Here is a 25,463-nt window from a genome sequence, read left to right as displayed (position 1 = left end):
ACGTCCTCACCTGACGAAGTACGCGGCGACGGGCGGGCGCGCCCGCACCGCCGGACACTCCCGCAACGATCCGAAGCGGGTACGCGTGACGGCACTGCGTCCACGGTCAGCGGCAGAACCGGCGGGCGTGCTCCAGCACGTTGAGTTCCCGGCTCTGCTGCCGCCAGATCCGGTACCGCCGGGCGGCGGCCCGTTTGGCCTCGGCACGTTCGGCGACCGACCGGTCGGCGAGCCGGTCGAGCACCGCGCTGAACGCGGCCACCGTGGCGGGGCGTACCACCGCTCCCCCGGCGTCGGCGATCAGTTCGCTGAAGGGCGTCTCGTCGGAGCAGATCACCGGACAGCCGGCGGCCAGACTCTCGACGATCACGTGACCGTAGTTCTCGCCCAACGTCGGGAAGAGGAACGCGTCGTACCGGCCGAAGGTCGCAAGCACCTGCGCCGCCGGGAGTTCGCCCCGGTAGGCGACCCGGACGTGGTCGGGCATCGACTCGACGACCTGACGGCACCGGGCCCAGTACTGTTCGTCCTCCACCGGCCCGAAGATGTCGAACTCGATCGGCCGGGTCGCGCCGGCCACCGCCTCCAGCGCGGTGACCAGGTTCTTCATCGGCGAGACCCGACCGATGAAGACCAACCGCAGCGGCCCGTCACGCGGCTCGGCAGGCGGGGGCGGGTCCTCCGGCACGGCGCACTCGTTGCCGTTGACCATCACCTGGGCCCACGGCACGGCCGCCCGGATCTGCGCCTCCTCCCGCCGGCTACAGGCCTGCCAGCGCACGTCGAGCCGGCGCAGCAGCGGCGCCCACACCGACAGGAAGAGCCGCTTCTTGCGCGACCTGATGTCGAGGGCGGCCGGCGCCAGCTCTCCGCGCGGCGCGAGCAGGATCGCCTTGGCGCGCAGCACGCCCGAGGCGACCGCGAGGATCGACACCACCGAGAACGGCGACCAGAGGCTGTTGACATAGAGCAGGTCGACCGGTCGGGAGCGGACGTGCCGCACCAGCCGGGCCCAGTGCCGGAGGGCGAACGGGTCGAGGTAGAACACGGCGGAGCGGGCGTCGCTGCGCAGCAGTCGCCCGGACAGCCCTGGATAGGACACCGGCGAGCGCAGGTCTCGGTCCCGGGTGACCAGGGTGACGTCGAGATCGTCCGGCAGGGTGTCCAGGATGTACCGCAGGGAGCGGATCGGCCCGCCGCCCCGGAAGCCGGGCTCGAACACACCGGCGGTCGCGACGACCCGATAGCCGTCCGCCTCGACGGCGGACAGCGACGCCGACCGGGGCGCACCGGCGGCGTCGGGCGGACGGGTCCGCACCGGCTCGTTCACTGTGTGGCTCAACCTTCCGCAGACGGGTGTCGTCACCGCAGCGCAGCCGCGTCGGCGCGACCGTCACCATCGACGCTCCGAGACGGTTCAGATGACGGAGAGCGACCGGCGTTCTCCACGGACGAGGGAGCCACGGGTGACGACCGACGTAGTGATCGTAGGAGTCGGCGGGATGGGCCGTGAGGTGTATCGGGTAATTTGTCTACTTAACACGCCGGTGCCCGACGAACCCCGGTGGCGGGTGCTCGGGTTCGTCGACGACTACCCCACCGAGCCCGACGTCGCGCTGGTGCACCGCCTCGGGGTGCCGTTCCTCGGCCCGACCCGCCGGCTGGGCGAGCTGCCGCCCACCACGCGGGTGGCGCTCGGGGTCGGCCGGCCCCGGCTGCGTCGGGAGACCGCCGAGGCCGTCGCCCACTACGGGCTGCCCGCCGCCACGGTGATCCACCCCGACGCCGAGATCGGCACGGACTGCGTGGTCGGCGAAGGGCTGTTCGCCGCCGGTGGCGCGCGGGTCACGACGAACGTGGTCCTCGGCCGCCACGTACACCTCAACCAGAACTGCACAGTGGGGCACGACGCGGAGCTGGGCGACTACGTGTCGGTCAACCCGCTGGCCGCCGTCTCCGGCCACTGTCGCCTCGCCGAGGGCGTGATGGTCGGGACCACCGCCGCCGTCCTGCCCCGGCTCACGGTCGGCCGGGACGCCGTCGTCGGGGCCGGGGCCTGCGTGACGCGCGACGTCCCGGCCGGTGTCGTGGTCACCGGGGTACCGGCCCGACCGACCCCGTCCTCAGTGCCGGATGCCCGCCCAGTCGTGATGGCGGCGCACGGTCGACAGGATGAAGTCGACCACCCGGCGTGACGTGTCCGGGACCTGGTAGTCCAGCGGACAGCCGCCGGCACCCACCTCCGCCTGCGCGATCACCACGCGGACCGCCTCCACCACCCCGGCCGGGTCCAGGCCGGTCATCACGATCGACCCGGTGTCCAGCGCCTCCGGGCGCTCGATCGACTCGCGCAGGGTCACCGCCGGGAAGCCGAGGATCGCCGACTCCTCGCTGACCGTGCCGCTGTCGGAGAGCGTGCACCGGGCATGCCGTTGCAGGGTCACGTAGTCGAAGAAGCCGAACGGCTCGTGGAAGGCGATGGCCTCCAGGCGCGTACCGTCCACGGCCAGGGACTCCAGCCGCTTGCGGGTCCGTGGGTGGGTGGAGACCAGCAGCGGCAGCCCCCACTCGTCGCGGACGGCGCAGAGGCAGTCCAGCAACCGGCGGAGCCGGTCCGGATGGTCGACGTTCTCCTCCCGGTGGGCGCTGACCACGACGTAGCCACCGGGCTCCAGGTCGAGCCGCGCCAGCACGGTGGACGCCTCGATCTGCGGCCGGTAGTGGTCCAGCACCTCGCGCATGGGCGAACCGGTGTGCAGGATGCGCCGCGGGTGCAGGCCCTCGGCGAGCAGGTTGCGGCGGGCGTGCTCGGAGTAGACCAGGTTGAAGTCGGCGACGTGGTCGACCATCCGCCGGTTCGTCTCCTCCGGCACGTTCAGGTCGAAGCAGCGGTTGCCGGCCTCCATGTGGTAGACCGGCACCTTCATCCGGCGGGCCATCAGGGCGGAGATCGCGCTGTTGGTGTCACCGAGCACCAGCAGCGCGTCCGGACGCGACTCGGCGATCGCGGCCTCGGTGCCGACCAGGACGGCACCGAGCAGGCTGCCGAGCGAGCTGGTGTCCGCCCGCAGGAACCGGTCCGGCGCGCGGACCCCCAGCTCGGTGAAGAAGATGTCGGACAGGGCCGGGTCCCAGTTCTGTCCCGTGTGCACCAACGTGTGCTCCACGGTCCGGTCCAGCGCGTCGATCACCCGGGCCAACCGGATGATCTCCGGCCTGGTCCCGACGACGGTCATCACCCGGGTCACGGGCAGTCTCCTCACCACGGTCTTCCGATGGGCGGCCTGGCCCACCGATTCAGGACGTACGCCCCTGCGGGGGCACCCGGTACGCCGGGTCGCGGATCACGTGCCGTGCCTGGTCGAGCACGCTGACCCGGGTCAGGCTCGCCTGCCAGCGCCGGTACGCCGCCCCGGCGGCCACCCGCGCCGCGTGCCGCTGCTCCGGCGCGGCCGTGGCGACCTGCGTGACCAGGGCGCCCAGGGCCGCCGGGGTCAGGTCGGTCAGCACCAGCCCGCCACCGTCGCGCAGCACGTCGGTCCAGGGGGTGCGGTCGGAGCAGAGCACCGGGCAGTACGCCGACAGGCTCTCCGCGATCGCGTTGCCGAAGTTCTCGCCCCGGGTCGGCAGCACGAACGCCTCGTACCGGGAGAAGGTCTCGCGGACCTGGTCGGGGTGCAGTTCCCCGCGATAGGCCACGGTGGCCGAGTCGGGCAGGGCCGCGATCAGGTCCTGGCACCGGCGCCAGTACCCCGGGTCCCCCACCGGACCGAAGACGTCCAGCCGGACCGGCACCGGCACGTGGGCGAGCGCGCGGAGCACCAGGTCGAGGTTCTTCATCGGGGAGATCCGTCCGATGAAGACCAGCCGGGCCTGGGCGTTCGGCGGCAGCGCGACCGGCTCCGGCTCCGGTTCGGGGCCGCTGGCGACGGCGACCACCCCGATCCGGGCCCGGGGCAGCACCCGCCGGATGTCGGCGGCCTCGGCCGGGGTGGTGGCGTGCCACAGCACCCGGGGCTGTGCCAGCATCCACCGCCAGCCGGCCAGGAAGACCCGCTTGCGCAGGCCGTGCAGTCGCAGCGCGGCCGACCCGAACTCGCCCCGGGGAGCCACCAGCACGCGCCGCACCCGCAGCAGGCCGAGCCGGGCCGCGACGATCGGCAGGATGGAGAAGGTCGACCAGACGCTGTTCACGTAGAGCAGGTCGAACCGGACCGCGCGCAGCGCGCGCCAGAGCTGCCGCCAGTGCGCCGGACGGCGTACCCCGAGATAGAAGATGTCGGTCCGGCCGAATCGCGCCCACCGGCCGGAGAGACCGGGATAGGGATCGCGGGAACCGAGGTCGTGGTCGCGGGTCAACATCGTCGTCTCGATGTCGTCGCTGGCCTTGGCGAGCACGTCCGAGATCGAACGGACCGGGCCGCCGGCCCGCCATCCGGGAACGAAGTACTCCGCCGTGACGAGAACGCGGAATTGCTTCTCGTCGTATTCCGAGACTCCTTCTCGAAATTGCGACACGGGGGTGGTGTCGTTGACCATCTTCGCTCCTCGCCGGCAGCACAGGACTGATTGGCCCAACGATCGAGCGCTTCCGCGGTGACTGCCGGACGCGGCGGAAGACACCTTCCGAACAGTATGCGTAAAGACGAAATCCAGGCCCCGAAAAACGCTATAAAAGCCAGGCGACACCGACCGTCGACAAACGCTAGGGGACTTCATGTCACGAGTGGCACTCATATCCGGTATCACCGGGCAGGACGGCAGCTACCTGACCGAATTCCTGCTCAACAAGGGATACACGGTGCATGGGATCAAGCGGCGCTCGTCGTCGTTCAACACCGATCGACTGGACCGCATCGACGTGCACCCGCGCCACTCGGACGCCCGGTTGTTCCTGCACTACGGTGACCTGTCCGACCCGGCCAGCCTGACCTCGCTGATCCGGGACGTCCGGCCGGACGAGATCTACAACCTCGGCGCGCAGAGCCACGTCCGGGTCTCCTTCGACATCCCCGGTTACACCGCCGACGTCACCGCGCTCGGCGCCCGCACACCATGATCCGGCGGCGGACTGCCCGGTGACCACCGACCTCAGCCGCCGGGGCATCACCCTGCCCACCCATGCGGACCTGGGCGAGGCGGAGGTCAAGACGGTGGTGGAGCGGGTCCGCGCCGCCCTGGACGACTGAGCACCCGCCTCCGGCCGGGACGATCGGCGCCGGCTACCGCGAGCCGGCGCCGATCGTGCCCCGGACCGTACGACCGAGGCGCCGGTAGATGTTGACCGCCGTGCCGGAGGTCTGGAACCTCAGCCGGTCCCCGGCGCTCAGCATCGCGCGCGTGACGGGCACCTGGCCGGCGAGTGCCCGCCGCAACCACGGTCCGACCACCTCGGCCGCCCGTGGCACCACGTCGGCGTCGACGGCGGGCGGCAGCACCCGGTCGTAGATCCGCAGCCCGTCGAAGGGCTGGTCGAAGAAGGCCGCCGTCTTCGGCGCGTACGAGATGGGCAGGATCGGCACGTCCAGGGCCGCCCAGAGCGCGCTGGAATGCAGCTTCATCGAGACGGCGACCGTGCACTCCGCCATCGCGGCGGCGAAGTCGAGCAGGTCCACGCCCTGGTACGGCACCACCGTCGTGTCCCCGCCGGCCAGTTGCCGGCACACCTGTTCGGTGAAGATCACATCGGGTCCACCGGCCCCGGCCTCCAGGACGAAGAGCCGCACCGCCCCGACGCCGTACCGCTCGGCGATCCGGCCGACGTGGCGGGCGGTGCCGGTGACGTCCAGCCCCGGCCACCGGCGCAGCGCCACTCCCAGCACCTCCGGCCGGTTGCGCCCGGCCACTGCGGTGCGTACCCCCAGCCCGTCGAGGAAGGTCCGGTCGACGAAGTCCCGGCAGCGCCGGGCCCGCCACCCCAGCCGTTGCTCCGCCAGGGTCACCGAGTCGCCGTCGCGCAGGTAACACTCGTCGAACGGGGAACCCAGCGCCCGCAGCCGGCGTTCCCAGTCCGCGCTGAGCGGGCCGAGACCGAGCCCCACGGCGAGCACCGGCACCGCCGGCAGGTGTCCGGGCAGGAAACTCAGCCACCGGTAGGGGGTGTGCGGGTGATGGCTGGTCTGGAGCAGGCCGCCGCCGCCGAACAGCACGGCGCGGCAGCCCTGGAAGCTCAGTTCGCTGCGGCGGGAGCCGGGCAGGTCCCGTCCCGGACGCACCGGCCGGGCACGCAGTGGGACACCGAGCCGGGCCGAGATCGCCGCCCAGTCGAGGGGACGACCGAAGCTGAGGTATCGGACCTCGGTCTCCTCGTCAACGTCGCCGGCGGCGGCCACCGCGGCGATCAGGATCAGGTCGTCACCGAAGTTGCCGGCCTCACCGAGGCAGACCAGTCCGACGGTACGGGTCACCGCACAGCTCCCTTCCGCCCGCCCAGCCGCAGATAGCTGACCCACCAGCAGACGGCGCTGACCAGGGCGAGTACGGCCAGTGCGCCAGCTGCGCCACCGGCTCCGAACAGAACACCACCCGCGACGATCGTCGCGATCCGCAACGGTCCGAGGGCCACACCGATCGCCAACGCACGCCCACCGGCGTGGGCGACGCGGTGCCCGGCGAAGGCGACGAGGGCGATCGGGGCCAGCAACGCCTCGACGGAGAGCAGCGGCAGCAGCGGACGGGCCGCGTCCCAGTTGTCGCCCAGCACGGCCCGGCCGACGTCGTCCGGCAGCAGACACACCGCCAGCACCAGTGGGAGCACCACGCCGACGGTCAGCGCGATGACCGAGCCGGCCACCCGCATCCGGGCGCGTGCCGTCTCCGGACGTGCCTGGGCCAGGTACGGGATGATCAGCGAGGAGAGCGTCGTCATCAGCAGCGTCACCGGGCCGAAGACCGTCCGGGCCGCGCCCAGGGCGCCGACCACGGCCACCCCCGCCGTGGCGGCCAGACCGCTCAGGGCCAGTTGGGCCGAACCGGTGGTGACCAGGAACTGCGCGGCGAAGGAGGCGGCCACGCGGGTGCCACGACGGTCGAGGCCCCAGCCGGGCAGCACGCCGTACCGCAGCCGCAGGGCGGCCACGACGCCGATGACCGCACCGGAGACCGCCCAGCCGACGAAGATCATGACCGGTGGCGCCGATCCGAGCACGGCCGCCCCGACGGCCAGCGCGGTGCAGCCCAGCCAGGCACACTCCTGCGCCAGCGCGACCCGGGTGCCGCCGACACCGATGCTGATCGCCTTGACGTAGTCATAGACCACCAGGCCGGGCAGGGCCAGGCCGACGACGGTGAGGTAGTCGGCGCCGACCACCACCCCGGTGGCCGCCGCGAGCAACCCGGACACGACGGCGACGGTGCAGGCGCGGCGGGCCCCCCGCGCGATCTCGGGCCGTGCCGGCCCGATCCGTGCGGCCAGCACCGACTCGGTGACCGCCGTCCGCACCAGGCCGATGACCAGCACGTAGATCGAGAAGGCCAGGGCGAACTGCCCCAGTCTCGACAGTGACTCACCCCGCGCGACGGACACCGAGACCATCAGGTTGCCCACGCTCGACAGCCCGTTCACCGACAGCGCCACCACCGTACGTCGGACGAACGCCCGCCGTCCGCCTGCCCGGGGGACCTCGCTCGCGGCCGACGGGCCGGGGCGCGGCGCCGCCCGGGTCGTCATGTCGGAAGCCGGATGGGCCCCGGCTGTGCCGGCGTCGGCACCCGGTGCCGGGTCAGTCGCAGGAGCAGCAGCACCGGCAGCGCGGCGACGCAGAACTGCACGAACGAGATCATGGACTCCGGATAGACCTTCGACCACATCAGTGGGCTGGCGACCGCGAAACCGAAGAGCGCGAGGCGGATCGGTCCGGGTGGGCCGCCGGCCCGCAGCAGCAGGACCCCGACGAGGGCCCAGCCGGTGTAGAACAGCACCACGCCCCACGGACCGTCGAGGAAGTAGATCGTGCCGAGCGCGAGGAAGGTGTACGCGGACGTCGACGTCCCGCCGAGGTACTCGTTGATCCGCGTGCCGGTCGACAGGGCCGGTCGGTCCGGATCGAGTGCCCGGGGCACCAGTCCGTACCGCACGATCTGGGACGGGCCGGGACGCTCGATGTCGACCGGCACGTCGTACTCGCTGGCGCGCGTCACCTGGAGGTCGAAACGGAGCCGGTCGGCGGAGGTGACCTCCTCGTCGACCGCCACGCCGCCGTCGACCCGGATCTCGTTGCGGGCGGCGTACACCGTCGGCCACGCCAGGAACAGCGCGATGACGGCGACCACCACGAACCGGGTGTGCAGCAGGCCGCAGAGGGCCGCCAGCGCCACCACGAAGGAGAGATAGCCCATCAAGGGAGCGGTCAACGCGGTGGTCACCGCCACCACCACCTGGGCACCGATGAGGTAGGCCGTCCACCGCAGACAGGCCAGCCGGCCCGCCCGTCCGGCGAGCAGACTCGCGGCCAGCAGCGCGAAGGCGAGGTACCGCCAGCCCATGAACAGCGAGCTGAGCATCGCCGTCGGTGACGAGGCCACCTCGCCGGTGAGCTGGGTGAAGATCGTGCCACGACCGGCCCAGGCGCCGACCAGGTCGGCGGTGACGCTGACCAGCGTGACCGCGCGGGCGATCGTGAACAGGCGGGGGTGACCGGCGCTCGCCTCGGTCAGGCCGCGTTGCCACTCGCCGCGTCGGCCCACCCGCCGCAGGGAGGCCAGTTCGACGAGTACGCACCCCGGCAGCGCCAGGGCCAGCAGCATGACGATGAAGCCCAGATCCGGATTGCCGTTGAGCACCGCCATCGGGACGACGAGCACGGCGTACGGGGCCAACACCATCGTGCTCACCGGAAAGAGTTGCAGCAGCCAGTTCAGCCGGGGCAGTTTGCGGCGTCGGCCCCGCTCAGCCCTTGTCGTGTCCGGTGCCGGGGTCGCCGTCGCCAGTCGGTCCTCGGCCACGCGGTACGACGTCGCACACGTCACCGGTCGGCCGTCCGGTCGGTGAGCAGACGATCATAGGTGTCGGTGAATCGGCGCAGCGCCGTCCGGCGGGAGAAGAGGCGCTCGCAGCGACGGCGGGCGGCCTCCGCCATCGCCGGGCCGGAGACGTCCAGGATGTCCAGGATCCTCGCCGCGACGGTCCCGCTCACCTCGTCGGCGGGCTCCAGGGGGACCAACCAGCCGGTCCGCCCGTCGGACACGCACTCGCGGGCACCGTGGGTGGCCGTGAGCACCGTCGGCAGACCACAGGCCATCGCCTCCACGGCCGAGAGACCGAGGCCCTCCTCGTAGGAGGTCTGGAGGAAGACGGACGCGCCTCGGTACAACTCCACCAGGTCGTCGGCCGGGACGTCGGGGCGTACCCGGACCCGCTCACCGAGCCCGAGTTCCGCGACCAGGGCCGGCACATCCGGTGCGAGCCGCCCCCTGCCGGCGAGGACGAGCGGCGGCAGGTCCGGGCGGCGGCGCAGCGCCTCGGCGTAGGCGCGGACCATCCGGTCGAGCCCCTTGCGGGGATCGCCGAGCCGGCAGACCGAGAGCAGGTATCCGTCGGCACGCCAGCCGGACCGCGACGGTGTGAACCGGGCGGTGTCCACGCCGGGCGGCGCGAGCAGGACGTCCGGCAGTCCGAGCGACTCCACCCAGTCGAAGATCACCTGGTTCTCCACCAGGACCGCGTCCGCCGCGCCGAGCGCCGACCGCTCGATCCGGGAGGTGAGCCTGGTCATCGCCGCCCGCCAGAGATCCGACGGGCGCCAGGGCCGCAGTGGACGGTGCGCCCGCTCCCACGCGACGAGCGTCGCCATCTGCACCACGACCGGCGGACCGGCGGCGAGCACCGGAGCCGCCCAGGCGGGGGTGCCGCAGACGACCTGGATGCAGTCGTATCCCGCCAACGCCGTGGTCAGCTCCCGCCGAGGTCGGTACCGCATGACCTCCACCTCGACCGCGTTGGCGCCCCAGTACCGCTCGTGCGGCACCGCGTCGGTCCGCCGCAGCAGGCTGGCGCGCCGCCAGGACCCGGGCGCGAGCAACCGCCGGCTGGTGGTGTCCCGGACGGACGTCGCCAGGTCGTGCACGTCCACGGTGTACCGGTCGGAGGCCGTCAACCCCTCGTACAGCCAGTTGACCACCGAGCCCACCCCGCCGTTGCGGTGCAGCCCGTGAGTCACCAGGGCGATCCGTCGGCGCGACGACGCGCCGGGACGGCGCCCGGTCGAGCCGTGACCCGCCGGTTGCCGACCGGGCGATGGACTCGTCGCTCCTCGAACGCGAACCTGGCCCGGCTCATTACTCATACGTCGGCCTCCGCGATATTCGATCGGGGTCGAGACAGAATAGCCAAAGTAGCATCGTGGTCGACGAATTCCGAACGAATGCACCGCGAGGCGGGTTCGCGAATAGTCGTCACGTCACGCTCGAACAGAAAACGGCGTACGCAATTGACGGACGCCGGCCGGTAGGCCCGGTGCGGCCGATCGGACTGTGGTGAGCTGTGCGCATGGACGGAATCCACCTCGGGCTGGTGCTCCATCCCACCCGGGACACCTCGCCCGTGGTGGACACCATCGCGGCCTGGGCCGTCCGGCACGACGCCACCCTGGCGGTACGCGTCGAGGACCGGCACCGGGTCCCCGAGTCGGTCCGGCCGATGCCGACGGCGGAGCTCGTCGCCCGCTCCGACGTGCTGATCAGCATCGGCGGGGACGGCACCATGCTGGGCGCGCTCCGGATGGCCGTGGACGACCCCACGCCGGTGCTCGGCGTACACCTGGGCAAGGTCGGGTTCCTGGTCGAGGTGGAGCCGCCGGAGGTGCCGGCGGCGCTGGACCGGCTGCTGACCCGGGACTACACCGTGGCGGGGCACAGTTGCCTGGCCTGCGACGTATGCGGCGACGACGTGGTCGCGTTCAACGACATCGCGCTGATCCGCGCGCCGGGCCAGGGTTTCGTCACCGCCACCCTGGCCGTCGACGGACGCCGCTACGGCTACTACCGCTGCGACGCGGTGGTGGTCAGCACGCCGGCCGGGTCGACCGCCTACAGCTACGCGGCGGGCGGGCCGCTGATCTCCCCGGCCACGCGGGCGGTGGTGGTGACCCCGAGCGCGCCGATGTCCGGCATCTCCCGGGCCGTGGTGCTCTCCCCCGACGAGAACGTCCGGCTGGAGCTGCGGCCCGGGTCCGGGCCGGTGGCGGTGGAGGTCGACGGGCTGCTGATCCGCGAGGGGTCGACCTCCGGCGCGGTCGACATCCGCTACCGCCACGACGCGGGCCTGGTGGTACGCCTCGACCCGGGCCGCTTCCAGGAGCGCAGCCAGCTCAAGCTGAGCCTGCTGGACCTGCCGCTGCTGCCCGAGCAACTGCGCGAACTGCTCCCCGAGGAGCTGCGTCACCGCCTCGACCGCCGGATACCACCTCCGGAGTGAATCCGACGTCTCCACATTCGGAGAATGTCTCCCGTTCCTCTGCACGCGACAATTGTTCGCAATTCCGGAAATGAACGACCGGCCAGAGAAACGTGAAAGAGGGAATCGCACGACCTTAATTCGGCTAAGCAGTTAGGGGACGTACGTGGCCCCTGACCTGATGTGGGTCTCCACCGGCCACGGACAGGACAGGGGAGATCGTCATGCCACCCGAGATAACGCCGACGCCCCGGGACCGGACCAGAGTGAACCGACGCCGTACCGCCGTCTTCCTCGCCGCCGACGCCCTCGCCTGGGTCGGCGGCTTCACCGTGGCCGGCTGGGCCCGACACGAACAGGTGCTCACTGCCGACCAGGCCGCCGACATGATGCTGCTCGGTGCCGCCACCGCCGTGTTGCACGTCGGCATCAGCGCACTACGGCGGATCTACTCCGGCCGGCAGCCGCTGGGCACCATCGAGGAGGTCCGTGGGCTCGCCGGCACGACCGCCACCACGGCCGCCCTGGTGCTGCTCGCCCTGCTCGCCTTCGGCGACCGCCCGGTTCCGGCCAGCACCCCGGTGGTCGGCGGCGCACTGGCGCTGCTGTTCATGCTCTGCTCCCGACTGCTGCACCGGCACCGCCGGGACCGCGCCATGCGTCCGGACGCCCGGTCGGCCACTCCGGTACTCCTCTTCGGTCTCGGCGAGGCCGGTCAGGGGCTAGTCCGGGCCATGCTCGGCGACCCGAAGGGGCGTTACCTGCCGGTCGGCGCGCTGGACGACGACCCGGAGCGGCGCGACCTGCGCATCGCCGGGGTCCCGGTGCTGGGCGGTCGGGCGCAGCTCGCCGAGGCGGTCCGTCGCACCGGAGCGACCACGCTGATCTTCTCGGTGGCGAACGCCGACGCCACGCTGATCCGCGAGATCCGGGAGATCACCCTCCGGACCGGCGCCGCCTTCAAGATCATTCCACCGGTCCGCGAGCTGGTGGACCACCGGATCCGGGTCAGCGACGTCCGCGACGTGCAGATCAGCGACCTGCTCGGCCGCCGCCAGGTGGTCGGCGACCTGACGCTCGACGACAACGGCCTCGCCGGCCGACGGGTGCTGGTCACCGGCGCCGGGGGCTCGATCGGCGCGGAACTGTGCCGGCAGATCATGCGCGCCAACCCGGGCGAGCTGATGATGCTCGACCGGGACGAGTCCGCGCTGCACAGCCTCCAGATGTCACTCACCGGACGGGCGTTGCTCGACGGCCCCGAACTCATCCTCGCCGACCTCCGCGACGACGAGGGAATCCGGCGGATCATGCGGGACCGCCGCCCCGAGATCGTCTTCCACGCCGCCGCGCTGAAGCACCTGACCCTGCTGGAACGGCACCCCGGCGAGGCGATCAAGACCAACGTCTGGGGCACGCTCACCGTCCTGGACGCCTGCCGGGACGTCGCCCGCTTCGTCAACATCTCCACCGACAAGGCGGCCAACCCGATCAGTGTGCTCGGCTACTCCAAGCGCCTCACCGAGATGCTCACCGCCCACGCGGCGGCCACCCACCCGGGCACCTTCCTCAGCGTCCGGTTCGGCAACGTGCTCAGCAGCCGAGGCTCGGTGGTGACCGCCTTCCAGCGGCAGATCGAGGCCGGGCAACCGCTGACCGTCACGCACCCCGACGTGACGCGGTACCTGATGACCGTGCAGGAGGCGGTGCACCTGGTCCTCCAGGCGGCCAGCATCGGACGCGACGGCGAGGCCCTGGTGCTCGACATGGGCGAGCCGGTCCGCATCGACGACCTGGCCCGCCGGATGGTCGCCCAGTCGGCCAGTCCGGTGCAGGTCGTCTACACCGGACTGCGCCCCGGCGAGAAGCTGCACGAGGACCTGCTCGGCCACGGCGAGGCCGACCACCGGCCGCTGCATCCGCTGATCTCGCACGTGAGCGTGCCGGCCCTCGATCCACTTGAGGTCAGCGCACTCGACCCGTTCGGCGACCCGGGCCTGATCGTCGACCAACTCGCCGCGCTCTGCGGCGTCCTGCCGGGTACGACCCGGGAACGTCAGCCGGGCATCCCGCTGGCCCGCTGACGCGCCACCGCCGTGCCGTCACCCACACCGGGTGACGGCACGCGGCTGTCCTGCGCACACGGCCGCCCGACCGCGCTCGGCTGTCCCACGGCGGTCACGGCCCGACGTCGCCGGGCCGGTCAGGCGCCGGACAGCACCTCGGTGACCAGTTCCTGCGCCTCCTGCTGGACCCGGGCCAAGTGCTCGGGCCCCTGGAACGACTCGGCGTAGATCTTGTAGACGTCCTCGGTGCCCGACGGGCGGGCGGCGAACCAGCCGGAGGCCGTCGTCACCTTGAGCCCACCGATCGCCGCGCCGTTGCCGGGCGCGGTGGTGAGCGTGGCGGTGATCGGCTCACCGGCCAACTCGGTGGCGCGGACCTGCTCCGGGGAGAGCTTGCCGAGCACGGCCTTCTGCTCCCGGGTGGCCGGCGCGTCGATCCGGGCGTACGCGGGCGCGCCGAACCGGTCGGCCAACTCGGCCCAGTGCTCACTCGGCGTCCGGCCGGTGGTGGCGATGATCTCGGCAGCGAGCAGGCAGAGCAGCAGACCGTCCTTGTCGGTGGTCCACGTCCCGCCGTCGCGGCGCAGGAACGAGGCGCCCGCACTCTCCTCGCCGCCGAAGCCCACCGCGCCGTCGAGCAGCCCGGGCACGAACCACTTGAAGCCGACCGGCACCTCCAGCAACGGACGCCCGAGGTCGGCGGCGACCCGGTCGATCATCGAGGAGGAGACCAGGGTCTTGCCGACGGCCGCGTCCGGACCCCACTGCTCCCGGGTCCGGAACAGGTGGGCGATCGCCACCGCCAGGTAGTGGTTCGGGTTCATCAGCCCGGCGTCCGGCGTGACGATGCCGTGCCGGTCGGCGTCCGCGTCGTTGCCGGTGGCCACCTGGTAGTCGGCGCGCATCGCGATCAGCGAGGCCATCGCGTTCGGCGACGAACAGTCCATCCGGATCTTGCCGTCACCGTCCAGGGTCATGAACCGCCACGTCGGGTCCACCGTCGGGTTGACCACGGTCAACTCCAGCCGGTGCCGCTGGGCGATCTCGCCCCAGTAGTCGACACTCGCCCCGCCGAGCGGATCGGCGCCGATCCGCACCCCGGCGTCGCGGATCGCGTCCAGGTCGATCACCGCCGGCAGGTCGTCCACGTACGCACCGAGGAAGTCGTACGTGCCGGTGGTGTCGACGGCGCGGGCCCGCGCGTACGGGATGCGGCGCACCTCCTTGAGCCCGGCGGCGAGGATCGCGTTCGCGCGGTCCTGGATCCACCGGGTCACGTCGGAGTCCGCCGGACCGCCGTGGGTCGGGTTGTACTTGAACCCGCCGTCGTCCGGCGGATTGTGCGACGGGGTGATGACGATGCCGTCGGCGAGCCCGCTGGTGCGACCCCGGTTGTGGGTGAGGATGGCGTGCGAGACCGCCGGGGTCGGGGTATAGCCGTCCCGGCTGTCCAGCAGCACGGTGACCTCGTTGGCGGCGAGCACCTCCAGGGCGTCCACGGCCGCCGGGGTGGACAACGCGTGGGTGTCCCGGCCCAGGAACAGCGGCCCGTCGACGCCCTGCTCCCGCCGGTAGTCACAGAGCGCCTGGGTGACCGCCAGGATGTGGTCGGAGTTGAACGCGTTGCGCAGGCTCGACCCACGGTGCCCCGAGGTGCCGAAGGAGACCTGCTGCGCCGGGTCGGCCGGGTCGGGATGCTCGGCGTAGTAGGCCGTCACCAGCCGCGGAACGTCGACCAGGTCGGCGGGCTGTGCCGGCTTGCCCGCGCGCGGGTGACCACTCATGGTTCTACCTTCTGTCCCTTGCCAATGACCACGATCCCGTTGTCCGAGACCGTGTAGCGCTCCCGGTCCCGTTCCAGGTCCACGCCGATCTCCGCGCCCTCGGGCACGTAGACGTTCTTGTCGAGGATGGCCCGGCGCACCACCGCGTGCCGGCCGATCTCGACGCCCTCCATCAGCACCGCGCCGTCCACGTGCGCCCAGGAGTGCACCTTGGCCTTCGGCGAGACGATCGAGTTCTCCACCAGCGAGCCGGAGATCACCGCGCCCGGCGACACCATCGAGGCGACCGCGCGGCCGACCCGTTCCCCCCACTGGTGGACGAACTTGGCCGGCGGGTACGGCGGCTGCTCGGTGTAGATCGGCCAGTCGAAGTTGTAGAGGTTGAACACCGGGTGGACGTTGATCAGATCCATGTGGGCGTCGTAGAAGGAGTCGAGCGTCCCCACGTCGCGCCAGTAGCCCCGGTCCCGGTCGGTGCTGCCCGGCACCTCGTTGTCGCGGAAGTCGTAGACGTTGGCCTCGCCGCGCTCCACCAGCATCGGGATGATGCTGCCGCCCATGTCGTGCTTGCTGGTCTTGTCCTCGGCGTCGCGCTCCACCGCCTCGATCAGCGCCCGGGTGGTGAAGACGTAGTTGCCCATCGAGGCGTAGATCTCGTCGGGCGCGTCGGGCAGTCCGACCGCGTCGGTGGGCTTCTCCCGGAAGGCCCGGATCCGTCGGCCGTCCGCGCCGACCTCGATGACGCCGAACTGGTCGGCGGTGTGCAGCGGCTGCCGGATGCCGGCCACCGTCACCCCGGCGCCGGAGGCGATATGGTCCTCCACCATCTGCCGGGGGTCCATCCGGTAGATGTGGTCGGCGCCGAAGACGATCACATAGTCGGGCTGCTCGTCGTAGATCAGGTTGAAGCTCTGATAGATCGCGTCGGCCGAGCCGGCGAACCACCAGGGGCCCCGACGCTGCTGCGCGGGCACCGGCGTCACGTAATTGCCGAGCAGCGTCGACATCCGCCAGGTCTTGGTGATGTGCCGGTCGAGGGAATGGGACTTGTACTGGGTCAGCACGACGATCTTCAGATAGCCGGCGTTGGCCAGGTTGGAGAGGACGAAGTCGACCATGCGGTACATCCCGCCGAACGGGACGGCCGGCTTGGCCCGGTCCGTGGTCAGCGGCATCAGGCGCTTGCCCTCTCCGCCGGCCAGGACGATCGCGAGCACCTTGGCAGCCATGACCAGACGCTATCCATCCCCGTGCTGCTTCACCACTCGTACGGGCACACTTCTGCACTAGGGTGCCGGGCATGAGCGACTCCGCCCCCCTTCGCGTCGACCTGCTCACCCGGGAGTACCCGCCCGAGGTCTACGGCGGTGCCGGGGTCCACGTCGAGTACCTGGCCCGCGAGCTGCGCCGGATCACCGAGGTCCGGGTGCACTGCTTCGGCGCGCCGCGTACCGAGCCGGGAGTCCGGGCGTACGCGGATCCGCCGGCCCTGGCCGGGACGAACGCCGCGCTGCGGACCATGGGCGTGGACCTGGAGATGGCCGCCGGGTGTGCCGGCGCGGACGTGGTGCACAGCCACACCTGGTACGCCAACCTCGCCGGACACACCGCGAAGCTGTTGTACGGGGTGCCGCACGTGGTGACCGCGCACAGCCTGGAGCCGCTGCGACCGTGGAAGGCCGACCAGCTCGGCGGCGGCTACGCGCTCTCCTCCTGGTGCGAGCGCACCGCCTACGAGTCCGCCGACGCGGTCGTGGCGGTCAGCGCCGGCATGCGCCGGGACGTGCTGGCCGCGTACCCGTCGGTGGACCCGGACCGGGTCAAGGTGATCTACAACGGCATCGACACCGCGCAGTACGCCCCCGACCCGGGCACCGACGTGCTGACCCGACTCGGCATCGACCCCGCGCTGCCCAGCGTGGTCTACGTCGGGCGGATCACCCACCAGAAGGGCCTGCCGCACCTGCTGCGCGCCGCCCGCGAACTGCCACCGGAGACGCAGCTCGTGCTGCTGGCCGGCGCACCCGACACGCCGGAGATCGCCGCCGAGGTGGAGGGTCTGGTCGCCGAGCTGCGGTCGCGCCGCTCCGGAGTGGTCTGGGTGGCCGAGATGCTGCCCAAGTCCGAGGTGATCCAGGTGCTCACCCACGCCACCATCTTCGTCTGCCCGTCGGTGTACGAGCCGATGGGCATCGTCAACCTGGAGGCGATGGCCTGCGAGACCGCCGTCGTCGCCACCGCCACCGGCGGCATCCCCGAGGTGGTCGCCGACGGCGAGACCGGCCTGCTGGTCCCGATCGAGCAGGCCACCGACGGCTCCGGCCGCCCGCTGGACCCGGCCCGCTTCGAGGCCGACCTGGCGGACCGACTGAACACGCTGCTGGCCGACCCGGAGCGGGCCGCCGCTCTCGGCCGGGCCGGACGACGGCGCGCGGTGGAGCACTTCTCGTGGGACGCGATCGCGCGCCAGACGCTGGAGCTGTACCGCTCGCTTTCGGTGTAAGGAAGGGCACCTTATTAACGCCTCGTGCATAGCAGGGGTCCCCTGCTAACACAGCTCACCCCGCACCCCCACCAGCTCACCCCGCACCCCCACCAGCTCACCCCGCACCCCCACCAGCTCACCCCGCACCCCCACCAGCTCACCCCGCACCGTCCACCACAGCTCACCCCGTACCGTCGCCACCGACGTGCAGGCTGGTGGCGAGGCGGGTGAGCGCGGCGGGAGCGGTGGCGGCGCGGGCCACCACGGCGACCAGGGCGCGGGCGGACGGGCGGTCGCGTACCTCCCCGGGGGCGGTCCGCTCGGCGTCCAACAGCGCCCGCCCCGCCTGGAGCATGTCGCCGCAGCGGGCGTGCGCGCGGGCCACGTCGAGCAGGTACGCCGCCCGGTGCTCGGTCGGCAGCCACCGCCACCCGCTCCCCGCGACCAGCCGAACGTGTCGAGCCGCCGCCACCCCGACGTCCCCGAGGTCGGCCGCGACCACCGCCCGCGCCGCCTCCACCGCCGCCGTACCGTAGCCGTCCGGCAGCTCGGGCACGATCGCCGCAGCCTGGTCGATCAGCTCGCGCGCGCTGCGGCCGTCGCCCCGACCACCGGCGGCCAGACCCGCCTGGACCAGCAACGTCGTGCGCAGCGCCGCCGCGTCGCCCGTCCCACGTGCGATCCGTTGCGCGGCCACGACCGCCGCGTCCATCGCGGACCGCCGCCGCCCGACCGCCCGCAGCGCCTGACTCAGCGGTACGGTCGCGACGGCGACCAGCAGCGCGTTCCCGGCCCCCAGGGCGACGGCCATCCCCCGGTCCGCCGCCAACCACGCCGACTCCCGCTGGTCCAGCTTGATCAAAGCCAGAGCAATCAGCCCGTACGCGCCGACCAGCATCTCGTCACCGACCGGATCGGGACGGTCGACCCGCACCTGCCGGACCGTGTCGAGCAGGTCGGGTAACAGCCTGAGCAGAGCCGGGTACCGGGCATGCCGGTAGCTCTGCTCGGCATGGTCCAGCCGGGCGCGCACCTGCGCCACGTCGACGGGCCGGGACGACGCCGGGACGTGGTACCTGGCCAGGGCCGCCTGGACCCGCTCCACACCGGCGGCAGCGGGCGCGGATCGCCCGGCCCGGTCCGGCAGCAGGCTCGCCAGGTCGATCCGGAGCGCGTCGGCCACCTCGCGCAGGTTCGACACCCGCTCCACTCGGCGCTCCCCACGTTCGACCTTGTCCACCCAGCTCTTGGACTTGCCGATCCGGTCGGCGAACTGCTGCTGCGTCATGTTCCGCCGGACCCGCCACTGCGCGATCCGCCGCCCCACCGGCACCTCACTCACCGCCACACACCCGCCCACCGACCGCCGCCGCGCCCGCCCTCCACGCACCTCCGCCGCCGATCATGGAGTCGTGGCACTCCCGAAAGGCGCGTATAGCAACAAATTCCGTGCCACAACTCCTTGATCGACGGGGGAAAGCCGGACGCGGGAGGAGGCGAGGCCGTGAGCGGGACCGTCGGCGGGAGGCGACACGCGGCACGTCGGGCGGGACGGGGCGCGGGATGTCGGGCGGGGGCTGGTGCATCCGTGCCTCCTTGCGAGTGGGAGGTGGGGCAGGGCGAGCACGACGGGGAGGTGAAGGCAGGGCGGGGCGGCACGGGGACCCGCCCCGCCCTGGTCAAAGGCACTCCGTTGCTGACGAGAGAACCTCCGGCAACTTCAACTTAGAAGGCTATGCCGTCACAGTCAACAGAGCATGCACGGCGCGTCACTCGGAGTGCGAAGATCGAGGCGCTGACGAGAGGTGGCGCGCCCATGCCGCAAGCACCGCTTTACGAGCAGATCATCAACGATGTCTCGACCGCAGTCCGCGCGGGCACGCTCAAGCCCGGCGACAAGCTGCCGTCCATCGCCGAACTGCGTGAGCAATACCAGTCGAGCGCCTGGCCGGTCCGATACGCCCTGCGCATTCTTGAGGAACGGGGCTGGATCGTCACCCGTCAGGGCAAGGGATCGTTCGTGGCGACTCAACCGCCGGCCTGATCTCCCACGCGCGCCGACCCGCACGAGGGCAGATCGAGCCGGCGCGAGGGCGGCGGGTGGCGACGGGCAAGTGGGGCACGGTACGGCGGTCGAACGAGCGCGAGCCGATCTCGCACAGTAGGTTGAGGCGGTGAGCGGACGGTTCCCGATCGAAGACGTCTCCCCCGTCGTCTCCTGCGGTCGCTACCCGGCCCGAGCGGTCGTCGGCGAGGTGCTGCCGGTGTCGGCAGTCGCGTACCGCGAGGGGCACGACGCGCTCGGCTGCAACGTGGTCTGGCTGGGCCCGGACGGGCTGGCGCGACCGTTCACCCGGATGAGACCGGGCGAGCCGGGCCTGGACCGGTGGCACGCCACGATCGTCCCGGACGCCGTCGGCGACTGGATCTTCACCATCGAGGCGTTCAGCGACCCGTACCTCACCTGGCACAACGCGGTGACCAAGAAGATCGCCGCGGGCCAGGGGCCGGCTGAGCTGGCCAACGATCTGGCCGAGGGCGTACGCGTGCTGCGGGCCGCCGCCGACCTGGTCCCGGCCGCCGAGCGGGCGGGCTTGGACGAGGCGGTACGCGCGCTGGGCGACACGGCGCTGCCGCTGCCGCAGCGGGTGGCTCCGGCGCTGGCCCTGGCCGACATGCTCTGGGCGCACCCGGTCCGCGAGCTGGTCACCACCGGCGAGGAGTACCGCATCTGGGTGGACCGCGAGCGGGCCCTCTTCTCCGCCTGGTACGAATTCTTTCCCCGCTCCGAGGGCGCTATCCCGGCCACCGTCGACGCGCCGGCCCGGTCCGGCACGTTCGCCACCGCCACCGAGCGGCTGCCGGGGGTGGCCGCGATGGGCTTCGACGTGCTCTATCTGCCGCCGATCCACCCGATCGGCCGGGTCAACCGCAAGGGCCCCAACAACACCCTGGTCGCCGGGCCGGACGACGTGGGTTCGCCGTGGGCCATCGGTGCCGCCGAGGGCGGGCACGACACCATCCACCCCGATCTGGGTACGCCGGAGGACTTCCGCGACTTCGTCGCCGCCGCCGCCGAACACGGCCTGGAGGTGGCGATGGACCTGGCGTTGCAGTGCGCCCCCGACCACCCGTGGGTGACCGAGCACCCGGAGTGGTTCACCACCCGGGCCGACGGCAGCATCGCGTACGCGGAGAACCCCCCGAAGAAGTACCAGGACATCTATCCGGTCAACTTCGACAACGACCCGGAGGGCATCCGCGCCGAGGTGCTGCGGGTGGTGCTGCACTGGGTCGGCGAGGGCGTGAAGATCTTCCGGGTGGACAACCCGCACACCAAGCCGGTCGACTTCTGGCACTGGCTGATCGGCGAGGTCAAGCAGGTCGACCCGGACGTGTTGTTCCTCGCCGAGGCGTTCACCCGACCGGCGATGATGCACGGGCTGGCGAAGGTCGGCTTCACCCAGTCGTACACGTACTTCACCTGGCGGACCTCGGCGGCGCAGATGCGCGAGTACTGCGAGGAACTGGTGGCGGCGGCCGACTACATGCGGCCGAACTTCTGGCCGAACACGCCGGACATCCTGCACGCCTCGTTGCAGCACGGCGGACCGCCGATGTTCAAGATCCGGGCGGTGCTGGCCGCGCTGCTCTCCCCCTCCTGGGGCATGTACGCCGGGTTCGAGCTGTTCGAGCACGTCGCGCGCCCCGGCGCGGAGGAGTACATCGACAACGAGAAGTACGAGCTGCGCCCCCGGGACTGGGCCGGCGCGCTGGCGCAGGGGCGGTCGCTGGCGCCGTTCATCGCCACCCTGAACCGGGTCCGCCGGGAGAACCCGGCCCTGCACCGGCTGCGCAACCTGGTCTTCCACGACATCGACAACCCGGCGCTGCTCTGCTGGTCCAAGCACGACCCGGCGACCGGCAACACGGTGCTGGTGATCTGCTCGTTCGACTCGCACACCGTGCAGTGGGGCAACACCACGCTGGACATGCCCGCGTTGGGCCTGGACTGGCACGACCGGTTCACCGTGCACGACGCGCTGACCGGCGCCGCCTACGACTGGGGGCAGCGCAACGCGGTCCGGCTCGACCCGTACCTGCAACCCGCGCACGTGCTGGTGCTGCACCGCGCCGACGCCGCCGCGCCCGGCACCGCCGGCACCGCCACGGCCGCGCCCGGCACCGCCAGCACTGCCACGGCCGCCGCGCCGATCGCCACCACCGTCCCCACCACTGCCGCCCGTCCCCGCAGCGGCACCGACTCCGCCACGAAGGACGACGCCCGATGGACCAGCTGATCTCCGGGGAGACCCACGACCCGCACGCCGTGCTCGGGGCCCACCCGGCGAACGGGCGTACGGTGATCCGCACGATGCGTCGGGGCGCGGCCGATCCGTGTCTGCTGGTCGGGGACCGGCGGTACCCGATGAACCGGGTGCACGACGTCGGCGTCTTCGAGGCGACCGTCCCCGGCGAGGTGTTCGACTACCGCATCGAGTTGGACGGGCAGTCACACGACGACCCGTACCGCCACCCGCCGACCCTGGGCGAGCTGGACCTGCACCTGATCGGCGAGGGCCGGCACGAACGGCTCTGGGAGGCGCTCGGCGCCCGCGTTCGCGACGACGGCGTGGCGTTCGCCGTCTGGGCCCCCAACGCCCGGGGCGTACGGGTGATCGGCGACTTCACCGGCTGGGCGCCGGACGACGGCTGGCCGATGCGGTCGCTGGGCTCCACCGGCGTGTGGGAGATCTTCGTGCCCGGGGTGGCGTCCGGCGCCCGGTACAAGTACCGCGTGCTCGGCGCGGACGGGTACTGGCGGGACAAGGCCGACCCGCTCGCCGCGTACGCGGAGGTGCCGCCGGCCACCGCGTCGGTGGTGCACCGCTCGACCTACGAGTGGACGGACGCGGACTGGCTGGCCCGGCGGGCGAGGCAGCAGCCGCACCAGGAGCCGATGAGCGTGTACGAGGTGCACCTCGGCTCGTGGCGGCCCGGCCTCGGCTACCGGGAACTGGCCGAGCAGTTGGCCGCGTACGTGGTCGAGCTGGGCTTCACCCACGTGGAGTTCCTGCCGGTGATGGAGCACCCGTTCGGCGGCTCCTGGGGCTACCAGGTGACCGGCTACTTCGCCCCGACGTCCCGGTTCGGCGACCCGGACGACTTCCGCTACCTCGTGGACCGGCTGCACGCCGCCGGTGTCGGGGTGATCCTGGACTGGGTGCCCGCGCACTTCCCCAAGGACGAGTGGGCGCTGGCCCGCTTCGACGGCACCCCGCTCTACGAGCACCCGGACCCGCGTCGCGGCGAGCACCCCGACTGGGGCACGTACGTCTTCGACTTCGGCCGCCGCGAGGTCCGCAACTTCCTGGTCGCCAACGCGCTCTACTGGCTGGAGGAGTTCCACGTCGACGGGCTGCGGGTGGACGCGGTCGCCTCGATGCTCTATCTCGACTACTCCCGCGCCGACGGGCAGTGGGTGCCCAACCAGTACGGCGGCCGGGAGAACCTGGAGGCCATCGCGTTCATGCAGGAGACCGACGCGACGGTCTACAAGCACCACCCCGGGGTGGTGATGATCGCCGAGGAGTCCACCGCCTGGCCGGGGGTGACCCGCCCGACCAGCGACGGCGGGCTGGGTTTCGGCTTCAAGTGGAACATGGGCTGGATGCACGACACCCTGCTCTACACCTCGAAGGACCCGATCTACCGGCAGCACCACCACCATCAGCTCACCTTCTCCCTGGCGTACGCCTGGAGCGAGAACTACGTGCTGCCGATCAGCCACGACGAGGTGGTGCACGGCAAGGGCTCGCTGCTCGCCAAGATGCCCGGCGACCAGTGGCAGCGCCTGGCCAACGTGCGCGCGCTGCTGGCGTACATGTGGGCGCACCCGGGCAAGCAACTGCTCTTCATGGGCTGCGAGTTGGCCGACGAGCGGGAGTGGAGCGAGGAGCGCGGCCTCGACTGGTACCTCCTGCACGACCCGGCCCGGGCCGGCGTGCAACGCCTCGTCGGCGACCTCAACCGGGTCTACCGGGACACCCCCGCCCTGTGGGCGCAGGACACCTCCCCCGCCGGCTTCCGCTGGCTCGCCGGTGACGACGTCGCCAACAACACCGTCTCGTTCGTCCGGATCGCTCCCGACGGGGCAACCCTGGTCTGCGTCGCCAACTTCTCCGCCCGGCCCGTGGACGACTACCGGGTCGGCCTGCCGGCGGCGGGCGCCTGGGCCGAGGTGCTCAACACCGACGCCCACCACTACGGCGGCTCCGGCGTCGGCAACCTCGGCACCGTCCACGCCCAGGACATCCCCTGGCACGGGCTACCCGCCTCGGTGGCACTGCGCGTCCCCCCACTCGGCGCCCTCTGGCTCCGCCCGGCCTGACCACTGCCCGGCTCGACCACTGCATAGGGTCGACCACTGCACGGCCTGAACACTGCACGGGTCGTCGTCACGGCCGTGGCCGTCCCAGACGTGGCCGTTGCGGGGCCTGGCCGTCACGGCCGTGGCCGTTGCGGGGCCTGGCCGTCACGGCCGTGGCCGGTGCGGGGCCTGGCCGTCACGGCCGTGGCCGGTGCGGGGCCTGGCCGTCACGGCCGTGGCCGGTGCGGGGCCTGGCCGTCACGGCCGTGGCCGTTGCGGGCCTGGCCGTTGCGGCCTGCGAACCCTTCGACCCCGATACCTCCCTAGCCTCGCCGCCTGTCGAGCTGAACCGTTCGCGCTATCGCGTCGCCAGGAACGGCACGCCGCAGCCTGCGGCCACCTGACGCGATCCGTTCCCGCTCTCAGCTCGACAGGGCCCGACCCTGCTAAAGCAGCCAGGCTCCGATCAGGGGCAGGCCGTCGGTGAGGACGTCGCGGACAGCGCGGTCGAGGGCGACGCGATCAGCCGGTAGAGCGGGACCCTGCCCCGGGCACCGTCCTCGGTGATCTCGCCACCGACCACCACGCGACCACCCGACGAGACCTGTCTCCTCCGGGACGGGCCGGCACACTTCTCCTCCGGGATGGGCCGCCACACTCGCCGCCTCATGTCTGCGTGACAACGCGATCACCAGGTCGGTAACAATTCGCCGGGCTCTCACGTAGATCACCGAGCGGTGAACCGGCGGCGCCCGCGCGCCCGTACCTCCGAGGGCAGTTGACGACGAGGGGGAGAGAAACGATGGCGAGCAACAGACGTACCACCCTGAGCAGTCGGCGCGGGACCTCACCGCGACAGCGGAAGATCGCGGGGGTCGCGGCGATCGGGGTGACCCTCGGCGTGGCCTTCGCGATGGCGACCGGGACCAGCTCGGCGAGCGAGAACTGCGAGGGTCTCGACACGGCCGTGGGCAACAACCTCGCCTTCATCGCCGACCAACTGGTGTTCCCGGACCCGCTGTCGGAGGCCCGGATCGCCAACCGGCAGGCCGTCATCGACCAGCTCGAACAGCGACGCGCGGCGGCCGGCTGCACCGGCGAGGTCGAGGTGCCGGACGCGGACCCGAACGCGGCACTCAACGGCGGCGCGGCGGAGAACTGCGACGGCCTCGACACCGCCGTTCGCAACAACCTGACCTTCATCGCCGGTCAGCGGCAGAACCCGGACGCGCTGTCGGAGGCCCGGATCGCCAACCGGCAGGCCGTCATCGACCAGCTCGAAGACCGCCGGCACCTGGCCGGCTGCACGGGCGAGGTAACGCTCACCCCCGGCGGCTGACCTCCGACGCGCTGGCTCGGGAACGGC

21 protein-coding genes are annotated in these 25,463 nt (G+C 72.0%); 10 read left to right on the top strand and 11 right to left on the bottom strand.

What is annotated here, in order from left to right:
* Positions 1 to 106 precede the first annotated feature (106 nt).
* Positions 107 to 1,330 carry a glycosyltransferase family 4 protein gene (locus ACWDVW_RS13845; protein ID WP_449948013.1) on the bottom strand — a complete coding sequence of 408 codons (1,224 nt, stop codon included), beginning with the start codon at positions 1,328 to 1,330 and terminating at the stop codon, positions 107 to 109.
* Between the two features lie 91 nt (positions 1,331 to 1,421).
* Here ACWDVW_RS13845 and ACWDVW_RS13840 point away from each other — a divergent pair, with 91 nt between their 5' ends.
* Positions 1,422 to 2,195 (top strand): acetyltransferase, encoded by a 774-nt coding sequence (locus tag ACWDVW_RS13840; protein WP_449948010.1) that lies wholly within the window; start codon positions 1,422 to 1,424, stop codon positions 2,193 to 2,195.
* Here ACWDVW_RS13840 and wecB read toward each other — a convergent pair.
* Positions 2,124 to 3,248, bottom strand: coding sequence for a non-hydrolyzing UDP-N-acetylglucosamine 2-epimerase (wecB, locus tag ACWDVW_RS13835; RefSeq protein ID WP_449948007.1), 1,125 nt, complete (start codon positions 3,246 to 3,248; stop codon positions 2,124 to 2,126). The two genes, ACWDVW_RS13840 and wecB, sit on opposite strands and share 72 nt — an antisense overlap.
* Positions 3,249 to 3,297: 49 nt before the next feature.
* The gene (locus ACWDVW_RS13830) at positions 3,298 to 4,539 is read right to left on the bottom strand and encodes a glycosyltransferase (RefSeq protein WP_449948005.1); all 1,242 of its coding nucleotides are present in this window, start codon (positions 4,537 to 4,539) and stop codon (positions 3,298 to 3,300) included.
* Between the two features lie 178 nt (positions 4,540 to 4,717).
* On the opposite strand from ACWDVW_RS13830, the gene ACWDVW_RS13825 reads away from it, so the two are divergent.
* The gene (locus ACWDVW_RS13825; protein WP_449948003.1) at positions 4,718 to 5,059 is read left to right on the top strand and encodes a GDP-mannose 4,6-dehydratase; all 342 of its coding nucleotides are present in this window, start codon (positions 4,718 to 4,720) and stop codon (positions 5,057 to 5,059) included.
* 19 nt (positions 5,060 to 5,078) lie between these two features.
* Complete coding sequence (locus tag ACWDVW_RS13820; RefSeq protein WP_449948000.1) at positions 5,079 to 5,189, top strand: hypothetical protein; 111 nt, start codon at positions 5,079 to 5,081, stop codon at positions 5,187 to 5,189.
* 33 nt (positions 5,190 to 5,222) lie between these two features.
* Here the strand turns inward: ACWDVW_RS13820 and ACWDVW_RS13815 are convergent, their stop codons facing one another.
* The 4 genes from ACWDVW_RS13815 to ACWDVW_RS13800 are packed head-to-tail and all read right to left on the bottom strand — an operon-like array spanning position 5,223 to position 10,157.
* A complete protein-coding gene (locus ACWDVW_RS13815) occupies positions 5,223 to 6,407 on the bottom strand; it encodes a polysaccharide pyruvyl transferase family protein (protein WP_449947997.1) in 1,185 nt (394 codons plus the stop codon).
* Complete coding sequence (locus ACWDVW_RS13810; protein WP_449947994.1) at positions 6,404 to 7,669, bottom strand: hypothetical protein; 1,266 nt, start codon at positions 7,667 to 7,669, stop codon at positions 6,404 to 6,406. Before ACWDVW_RS13810 ends, ACWDVW_RS13815 begins: the two co-directional genes overlap by 4 nt.
* Complete coding sequence (locus ACWDVW_RS13805) at positions 7,666 to 8,943, bottom strand: hypothetical protein (protein WP_449947992.1); 1,278 nt, start codon at positions 8,941 to 8,943, stop codon at positions 7,666 to 7,668. Before ACWDVW_RS13805 ends, ACWDVW_RS13810 begins: the two co-directional genes overlap by 4 nt.
* Positions 8,944 to 8,963: 20 nt before the next feature.
* Positions 8,964 to 10,157, bottom strand: coding sequence for a glycosyltransferase (locus ACWDVW_RS13800; protein ID WP_449947990.1), 1,194 nt, complete (start codon positions 10,155 to 10,157; stop codon positions 8,964 to 8,966).
* A gap of 329 nt (positions 10,158 to 10,486) precedes the next feature.
* Between ACWDVW_RS13800 and ACWDVW_RS13795 the strand changes: the two genes are divergently transcribed.
* Positions 10,487 to 11,413, top strand: a complete 927-nt coding sequence (locus ACWDVW_RS13795) for an NAD(+)/NADH kinase (RefSeq protein ID WP_449947987.1) — start codon at positions 10,487 to 10,489, stop codon at positions 11,411 to 11,413.
* A 203-nt stretch (positions 11,414 to 11,616) separates the two neighbouring features.
* A complete protein-coding gene (locus ACWDVW_RS13790; protein ID WP_449947984.1) occupies positions 11,617 to 13,476 on the top strand; it encodes a polysaccharide biosynthesis protein in 1,860 nt (619 codons plus the stop codon).
* Positions 13,477 to 13,595: 119 nt separating this feature from the next.
* On the opposite strand, the gene pgm is transcribed toward ACWDVW_RS13790, so the two are convergent.
* Both pgm and glgC read right to left on the bottom strand, forming a co-directional pair.
* A complete protein-coding gene (gene pgm / locus ACWDVW_RS13785; RefSeq protein WP_449947982.1) occupies positions 13,596 to 15,242 on the bottom strand; it encodes a phosphoglucomutase (alpha-D-glucose-1,6-bisphosphate-dependent) in 1,647 nt (548 codons plus the stop codon).
* Complete coding sequence (gene glgC, locus ACWDVW_RS13780; RefSeq protein ID WP_449947979.1) at positions 15,239 to 16,471, bottom strand: glucose-1-phosphate adenylyltransferase; 1,233 nt, start codon at positions 16,469 to 16,471, stop codon at positions 15,239 to 15,241. The genes pgm and glgC overlap by 4 nt, the downstream gene beginning before the upstream one ends.
* 71 nt (positions 16,472 to 16,542) lie before the next feature.
* Between glgC and glgA the strand changes: the two genes are divergently transcribed.
* Complete coding sequence (gene glgA / locus ACWDVW_RS13775) at positions 16,543 to 17,745, top strand: glycogen synthase (RefSeq protein WP_449947976.1); 1,203 nt, start codon at positions 16,543 to 16,545, stop codon at positions 17,743 to 17,745.
* Between the two features lie 45 nt (positions 17,746 to 17,790).
* On the opposite strand, the gene ACWDVW_RS13770 is transcribed toward glgA, so the two are convergent.
* Together ACWDVW_RS13770 and ACWDVW_RS13765 are read right to left on the bottom strand one after the other, a co-directional pair.
* A complete protein-coding gene (locus ACWDVW_RS13770; protein ID WP_449947975.1) occupies positions 17,791 to 17,928 on the bottom strand; it encodes a hypothetical protein in 138 nt (45 codons plus the stop codon).
* Positions 17,909 to 19,069, bottom strand: coding sequence for a helix-turn-helix domain-containing protein (locus ACWDVW_RS13765; RefSeq protein WP_449947972.1), 1,161 nt, complete (start codon positions 19,067 to 19,069; stop codon positions 17,909 to 17,911). The genes ACWDVW_RS13770 and ACWDVW_RS13765 overlap by 20 nt, the downstream gene beginning before the upstream one ends.
* Before the next feature lie 474 nt (positions 19,070 to 19,543).
* Between ACWDVW_RS13765 and ACWDVW_RS13760 the strand changes: the two genes are divergently transcribed.
* From ACWDVW_RS13760 to ACWDVW_RS13745, 4 genes are all read left to right on the top strand, one after another.
* Positions 19,544 to 19,771: a winged helix-turn-helix domain-containing protein gene (locus tag ACWDVW_RS13760; protein WP_350695259.1), complete on the top strand. Its 228-nt coding sequence runs from the start codon at positions 19,544 to 19,546 to the stop codon at positions 19,769 to 19,771.
* 130 nt (positions 19,772 to 19,901) lie between these two features.
* Positions 19,902 to 22,028, top strand: coding sequence for an alpha-1,4-glucan--maltose-1-phosphate maltosyltransferase (locus tag ACWDVW_RS13755; protein WP_449947969.1), 2,127 nt, complete (start codon positions 19,902 to 19,904; stop codon positions 22,026 to 22,028).
* The gene (glgB, locus tag ACWDVW_RS13750) at positions 22,016 to 24,118 is read left to right on the top strand and encodes a 1,4-alpha-glucan branching protein GlgB (RefSeq protein WP_449947966.1); all 2,103 of its coding nucleotides are present in this window, start codon (positions 22,016 to 22,018) and stop codon (positions 24,116 to 24,118) included. Before ACWDVW_RS13755 ends, glgB begins: the two co-directional genes overlap by 13 nt.
* Positions 24,119 to 24,899: 781 nt before the next feature.
* Positions 24,900 to 25,436 (top strand): hypothetical protein, encoded by a 537-nt coding sequence (locus ACWDVW_RS13745; protein ID WP_449947964.1) that lies wholly within the window; start codon positions 24,900 to 24,902, stop codon positions 25,434 to 25,436.
* The last annotated feature ends 27 nt before the right edge of the window (positions 25,437 to 25,463 follow it).

The organism is Micromonospora sp. NPDC003241, assembly GCF_053589795.1.
Note: the sequence above shows the minus strand (reverse complement) of the source record. Positions and strands in the feature narration are given on the sequence as shown.